This window comes from Flavobacterium hercynium (genome assembly GCF_002217285.1).
Lineage (GTDB): Bacteria > Bacteroidota > Bacteroidia > Flavobacteriales > Flavobacteriaceae > Flavobacterium > Flavobacterium hercynium.
Genome location: NZ_MUGW01000016.1, coordinates 135,963 through 143,436, shown reverse-complemented (window position 1 = coordinate 143,436; position 7,474 = coordinate 135,963). Strand labels below are relative to the sequence as shown.

Below are 7,474 nucleotides of genomic sequence, written 5' to 3'. Positions count from 1 at the left end.
GATTATTTAGGACTAGTCAAAGTTGCAGCTATAGATTAACTTCTAAGCTAAAAAACACATTCCCTTGCAACTAGTTTTTCATAATCCAAAACTCCCCTTCTCCCAAGCAACAAACCACAACAAATGTTAAATACTAAAAACACTTTTTAGCGACTCGCCTTTCCTAAAATTCAAGCGTCATTCCTAAATATCACTTATGTTAAACAACTTTTTACTCTCCAAAAATATGTCTTAAACTGACAATTATATGATTTATTTATCCTACGAAACAAAATACCTTTGCTTACTTTCAATTGTAGAAAATGTAATCTAAGATGATATGAGGGTTTGGATAACATCAATTTTAAGTACAAGTGTACCTCATTATTTTAATCGATAATATAAATCAAAACCAAAAAGAATTATGGCATTATTAAGTAAAAAAACAATGAATTTTGCTTACGGAATGGGAGCAGCAGTAGTAATCGTTGGAGCGTTATTCAAAATTACTCACTTTGAAATCGGACCTTTAACAGGTACTGTTATGCTTTCTGTTGGATTGTTAACGGAAGCCGCAATTTTTGCACTTTCTGCTTTCGAACCTGTTGATCACGAGTTAGACTGGACACGTGTTTATCCTGAATTGGCTCACGGACATAACAAAGTAAAACATCTGGAAGCAAATCCTTCTGATGAAAAAGGTTTGTTATCTCAAAAATTAGATGTAATGTTGAAAGAAGCTAAAATTGATGGTGAATTAATTTCAAGCTTAGGAACAAGTATCAAAAACTTCGAAGATGCAGCCAGAGCTATTGCACCATCATCTGAATCAATCGCTTCAACTAAAAAATATGGAGAAGAATTGGCTAATGCTGCTGCTCAAATGGAGTCATTAAACAGCTTATACAAAGTTCAGCTGGAAAGTGCTTCAAAAAATGCTGAAGCTAATAATGTAATAGCTGATAACGCATCAAAATTAAAAGAACAAATGCAATCTATGACTGCAAACATTGCTTCTTTAAACAATGTATATGGCGGTATGCTTTCTGCAATGAATAACAAGGGATAATTAGTTCTTAACTAATAGATTAGATTTATTAATAATTAATTACAAAAAAATGGCAGGAGGAAAATTAACCCCTAGACAGAAGATGATTAACCTGATGTATCTGGTTTTCATCGCCATGTTAGCAATGAACATGTCAAAAGAAGTATTATCTGCTTTTGGCTTAATGAATGAAAAATTTGAAACCGCGAATACGGCATCGGTTCAGACAAATGCCGGTTTATTAAAATCGCTGGATCAAAAAGCTGCTGAAGCAAAAGGAGAATTTGCTGTTGCTGCTCAGACAGCGCATAAAGTCGAAAAGGCTTCGAAAGAGCTTTACGCCTACATTGGCGGATTAAAAGGTGATGTATTAAAAGGTTTCGAAATAGAAAAAGAAACTGGAAAATTACCTTATGAAGCGATGGATAAAGGTGATAATCTTGATGATTGGTTTACTGGAGACGGATATGCTCCAAAAGGGAATGAAGTGATCGCTAAAATCGAAAAATACAAAGCTGCTATGAAAGCTGCTTTAGGTAAGGATAAAAAATACGCCGCTATCATAACGGAAGTTCAGGATAAATTTGATCTTTCTGATGTAAAGAACAAAGAAGGATTAAAAGATAAGTATTTAACATATCATTTTAAAGGTTTCCCTGCTGTAGCTTCATTGGCTAAACTTTCAGCCTGGCAAAGTGATATCGAAAAAGTAGAAGCTGATATTTACAGTGCTGCCTTAGGAAAAGCGGCTGTTGCTGCTGCTTCTTACAGCAATTATCAGGCGATTGTGGTTTTAGACAAAAATGCTTATTTCCAAGGTGAAAAGGTTACGGGTAAAGTTGTTTTAGGTCGTTATGACGAAAATACGACACCAACTTCATTTGATGGTCCCGGAAAAATTGAGAATGGCCAAGCTATGATCTCGTTAACTGCCGGAGGTGTTGGAGAACAAAACATCAACGGACAATTTTCTTTCTTAGAAGATGGTAAAGATATTCCGCTTAAGTTTCAAGGAACGTACGTGGTAGTACCAAGACCAAACGCTGCAACAATTTCTGCAGATAAAATGAATGTTGTTTATAGAGGTGTTGTTAACCCAATCTCTGTATCTTTTGCTGGTGTAGATGCTAACAAAATTGTTGCAAGTGCTCCTGGATTAGTTTCAGCGGGTAAACCGGGCCAATACAATATGAGTCCGGGTCAGGGTTCTGAAGCTACAATTTCTGTAACGGGAACTTTACCAAACGGAGATCAGGTTACAGACAAAAAGACATTTAGAATTAAAGGTATTCCTGGACCAACAGGTACAATTAGAGGAGAAATAGGTGTTGTAAAAGGACCTAAATCGAACTTGGAAATTGCTACTATTGGTGCTAAATTGCTTGATTTCGATTTTGAAGTAGGCTTAGATGTTGTTGGATTTAATATGAAAATTACCGGGCAACCAACTGTTGTTGTGGCTGGTAACAGATTAAATGCACAATGTAAATCGGCTCTTTTGAAAGCAGGTAAAGGAGATCAGGTTACGATTTCTGAAATTAAAACAAAACTTGTTGGAGCTGGTAGCTATTTATTACCAAGAACGGCTCCGGTAATTTATGAAATACAATAATATATACACCCTTTTTGATTCCCCCAAATCTAAAAAAACCTGTAAACATGATGTTTACAGGTTTTTTGTTTTGAAAAATGTTCAGTCCTAAAATTTGTCAAGCCATTTTTTAATTCTATGACAGGCAATTTCCAGTTGTGTTAAGTCCTGTACCAAAGCAATTCTGATATAGCCGGATCCACCTGAACCAAATCCTGATCCCGGGGTTACTAATACTCCTGTTGCCAGAAGCATCTTTTCTACAAATTCGATATCATCATCTATTGGAAAAGATTCGGGCAATTTACACCATAAGAAGAAACCTGCTTTTGGTTTAGAAATCTTCCATCCTATTTTTGACATGCTGAAGATCCAAAATGATAATCTTTTGTCATACACTTCTTTTTGCCTGGTACTTTCCTTTTCTATATTATCTAAAAGTTCAATGGCTACTTTTTGAATTGGAAGAAACATTCCAAAATCAATCTGCGATTTGATCTTGTCTATTTTAGCGAGGACTTTTTTGTTACCTGCAATAAAACCAATTCTCCATCCTGCCAGACTACATGACTTGCTCAAGCTATGAAGTTCTACTGCAACATCACTACCTCCTTTTAATGCTAAAATGCTGCAAGGCAAATTCGTACTATCAAAGGCAATTTGTGCATACGCTAAATCTAAGATCACCAAAATAGCATTCTTTTTACAAAAATCAATTACGTATTTTAAATAATCTTCGGTCAAAAGATGGGTTGTCGGATTGTCAGGCGAACATAACACCAATATTTTACCGGCTAACACATCTTCTCTAGCAATAGATTCAAGATCAGGATTGCCATTATCTTTTAGATCTACAGGAACAACTTCTGCCTGTACTAACTTAGCAACACTATGATAAACGGAATACGAAGGATTAGGAATGAGAATTTTATCTCCGGGACTTAATACAGAAAATAGCGTGTAAAAAATGCCTTCTTTACTTCCTAAAAGATCCAAAACTTCTTCCTTGTAATTTAGTATTTGTCTGTCATTGTTTTTTTGAAAGCGTCGGTAATGATAGGCTGCAAATTTACTTTTCAGAGTATCATTGATAGCTGTATTAAATTTTCCGTATCCGTGCAACTCCGGATTTTGTACATGATACGCCAATCGTTTTAACCAATATTCATTAGGAATTACATCAGGATTTCCTATAGACAGATTAATTAATGATGGAATGTTAGGATTGTTCCTTTCTAAATTTGTGTAAGTGGTAGTCAGTGTGTTTAAAATTGCAAAAGCATCTTTCTCTTCTGCAAGAAGACTTTGATCTAGTATTTTTTTCATAAAAAGAGTTTTTAACGAATTGGTTTTTCGATAGGTTCACTAAATATTTTTTGAGTATTTGAAATTATATCCTGCTCAAATAAGCTAACTTCTCTAAAAATTAAGTCAATGACATTGTTTATAAATGACATTGTAATATTTTGATGGGTAGGATAAATAAGAAAGGCTGTGGTAGCGTTACCATTTTGGATAAAATATTCAGGAACTATGCTAAACAAAGGAAAAAATGCTCCCCTGTTTACTTTTTCCCAACAGCGTTGCATGAAGGCCATTGCTGTTTTATTATAATCAAAATCAGCTTTCTGCTTTAAAGCAATTTCATTAAAGCGGATAGAAAAAACAACCTCCCATCCTAATGATCTTTTATTAATGACATTAAAAATATCATATTCTTCCAGTTTATTGACTACGTGCAAATTATTGCTGTGTAATTTTGTAAGATACTCGATAAAACCATTTCGTCCCTGGATTAATAATGCCGTCCAACTAGAGAGAATTCCCTGAGAAGGTCTTGAATTTTCAATTGTATAACGATAGGATCTAAACTGTCCATAATTGAAATCCTGATCTGTGTACTTGTAGTTTCCATCTGTTAACAGATTTAAACAGTCTTTATTTCTGCTAATAAAAAAACTGCTTGTGTAAGGACACAATCCTACTTTGTGAAAATCTGTTCCAAATGAATCGAAAGAAGCCAGACCCTGAAATCTGTTTTTGACCTCAATAATTTTAGCAGCAATAGTGGTATTGAGAACGATGTTGTAAATTTCGCTATCCTTTTTATTTAAAAGACTAAAGTAAATCCAACCTATTACAGCATCCAGATGCAAATAAGGTCTGTACTGCAATTGGTTGTCTGTTGTGAATCGGTCTACCAATTGCGCTACAGCTTCTGTATCGTCGCAGATAAAATCAATTGTTGTGCCGCCACAACAAATAATTGCAGCGATCTTTTTCCCTTTTTTTATCTGACTTCCCATTACTAATTCGAGTTCTGCTAAATTCATTTTACCATCTTCATCAGAACTAATTCTTAGGCAATTATGACTTCCTATTCCCAATATACTCGCCACATGATCGATGCTGTAATGCCCTTTTTGGTTGGTAATAATCACAAGGTTATCAGGAATACCGTTTTGCTGAGAAGTTGGAGCAATTCTCGACAATGCTGATTTAACAGCATATAGCAGTGTTGTTTTTCCTCCATTGCATGAAATTCCAAAACAATCTTTCCAATTCATCCAGTTACCAATCGTTCTGGCTACTTTTTGTTCAATTAAAAGTCCTTTTCCTGCATAAGCATCCATTAAAAAATTGACATTATAGATATTGGCTAAACAGGAAGCTGCTGTAGCTTCCGGAAGTGGATTAGCAGAAACATTAAACATCGCCATCGGAGACTCTAATCGAATTGCTCCCTGAAAAAATGGGTAGATTTCCTTTGTCGCTTCTTCCAGAGATAGGCCATAATCAGTATTCTCTTCCATCTTCTCCAGTTCTTCTTCATAATTAAAGTATTCAATAGAAAATTTTGGTCCTAATGCTTGTTGTGAAGTTGTATTTAATTTCGATTGCTCATACTTTGCTTGTTGCTGAATATTTTTATGAATTGTTTTTATATGAGATAATACTGTGTCTAATTGATCATTAGAAGCTGCTTTTTGTGTGTGGTTATTTAAGAGATTAGAATCCATAAAGTTTAATAAAGTTTAGTGTATTATCGTATTGGTTTTTCAAATATTCGGGTTACTAACTCTTCTTTATTTTTCAGCACTGTTTCCTCAAAAAGGGATACTTCATTACTAATCGTATTCAAAATTTCGGTTATAGAAGAAAGTGAAAGATTGCCCTGCATGGGATAAATTAGAAATGCTGTAGTGGTATTGTTTCTGTCATTATCAATTCTATAATCCGGAACAACACTAAATAATGGAAAAACTTCTCCTCTGTTTACTTTGTCCCAGCAGCGCTGCATAAAGCCCATCGCTGCCTGATCGTGATTAAAATCTTCGCTTTCTGCGGCTAATTTTTTAAAATGAATAGCAAAAACAACTTCCCATCCAAGTGAACATTTATTGAGCACCTTAAATACGCCCTGCTTTTCCATTTCCTTTATAATTTTATACTGGGTTTCATGCAATTGAGTCAGATAGTGAATAAGTCCTTTGCTCCCTATTTTTTTTAACACCATCCATGCTGATAAAATTCCCTGAGACGGTTTTGAATTTTCGAGGGTATAACGATAAGCTCTGAACTGCTCGAAATCAAAATCTTTAGAGTCGTATTTATAATTTCCATCATTAAGTAAATTGAAACAGTCGGCAGTTTTACTAACAAAAAAACTACTGGAATAAGGGCATAATCCGTCTTTATGAAAATCGACACCAAAAGAATCGAAAGTTGCTAAACCCAGAAAACGATTTTTAGTCTCAATCAATTTATTCTTAACAAAATCTGTCGCTTTAAAATTGCTGATTTCTTCATTTGATTTTTTTAAAAGAGCAAAATAAATCCATCCGATGACACTGTCGAGATGCAAATGCGGACGATAATCCAGCTTGTGCTTATCAACAAATTCATCTACAAAATCAGCTACTTTTTGTGTATTGTCACAGAAAAAATTAATGGTTGTACCACCAGAACAAATTATAGCAGCGATCTTGTTTCCTTTTTTAATTTCGATCTCCATTATGTGCTCCAGATTTTTCAAATCCATTTTTCCATATTCATCGGTAATTCCCCTAAGACATTTCTCGGTTCCTATTCCTAAAAGAGAGCAAACATGTTCTACACAATAATGTCCTCCTTCATTAGCAATGACTACCAAATTATCCGGTATTCCTTTAGATTGAGAATCGGGTGCAATTTTCGAAATTGCTGCTTTTACAGCATACAGCATGGTCAATTTTCCTCCATTGCAGGCAATGCCATAGCTTTCATTCCAATCGATCCATTTACCAATTGTTCTTACTACTTTTTGTTCAATCAAAAGTGATTTACCTCCATAAGCGTCCATTAGACTGTTTACATTGTAAAGCGTAGCCATACAGGAACCAACTATTGCGGTAGTCATGGGCTCCGGAACCATATTAAATAGCGATAACTCTGATTGTGGACGCGCCACTCCCTGAAAAAAAGAATACATTTCTTTTGCTAATTCTTCATCTGACAAAGTATCCTCTGTTAACTGAGCCAATTCTGATTCATAGTTAAAGGATTCTACTGGAAATTTTGGTCCTAAACAAACCTGATCTTTACCACTGAGCTCAGCTTGATGTTTTCTGGCTTCTTCCTGAACGGTGTAATGTGATTTTCTTAAATCGTTTAAGAATTGCTCGAATTGAGGATCACTGCCACAGTTCGTCTCTAAAATTGGGATTTGCATAATGATATAGTTTTTAATTTTAATTACTCTTATTGATACAATTACAGTTTCCGAAATAGATTCTGTCTCTGTATTGTATTTTTAAAATTCCTGACGACATCGATTTTACAAGCAAACAATAGAATGTGGGGCAAGTAACATTGCT

General features: G+C 34.8%; 5 protein-coding genes. 2 read left to right on the top strand and 3 right to left on the bottom strand.

Annotated elements, in window-relative coordinates; genetic code table 11:
* The first annotated feature begins 403 nt into the window (after positions 1-403).
* Positions 404-1,048: a type IX secretion system motor protein PorL/GldL gene (gene porL / locus B0A66_RS07855; RefSeq protein WP_089049301.1), complete on the top strand. Its 645-nt coding sequence runs from the start codon at positions 404-406 to the stop codon at positions 1,046-1,048.
* A gap of 49 nt (positions 1,049-1,097) precedes the next feature.
* On the top strand, positions 1,098-2,639 hold the full coding sequence (gene porM, locus B0A66_RS07850) for a type IX secretion system motor protein PorM/GldM (protein WP_089049300.1): 1,542 nt from the start codon (positions 1,098-1,100) through the stop codon (positions 2,637-2,639).
* Between the two features lie 87 nt (positions 2,640-2,726).
* On the opposite strand, the gene B0A66_RS07845 is transcribed toward porM, so the two are convergent.
* From B0A66_RS07845 to B0A66_RS07835, 3 genes are read right to left on the bottom strand one after another with little or no spacing between them, the layout of a single operon-like run.
* Positions 2,727-3,944: a pyridoxal phosphate-dependent aminotransferase gene (locus B0A66_RS07845; protein ID WP_089049299.1), complete on the bottom strand. Its 1,218-nt coding sequence runs from the start codon at positions 3,942-3,944 to the stop codon at positions 2,727-2,729.
* An 11-nt stretch (positions 3,945-3,955) separates the two neighbouring features.
* Positions 3,956-5,638 carry a pyridoxal-dependent decarboxylase gene (locus tag B0A66_RS07840; RefSeq protein WP_089049298.1) on the bottom strand — a complete coding sequence of 561 codons (1,683 nt, stop codon included), beginning with the start codon at positions 5,636-5,638 and terminating at the stop codon, positions 3,956-3,958.
* A 23-nt stretch (positions 5,639-5,661) separates the two neighbouring features.
* On the bottom strand, positions 5,662-7,329 hold the full coding sequence (locus tag B0A66_RS07835) for a pyridoxal-dependent decarboxylase (protein WP_089049297.1): 1,668 nt from the start codon (positions 7,327-7,329) through the stop codon (positions 5,662-5,664).
* Positions 7,330-7,474 lie beyond the last annotated feature (145 nt).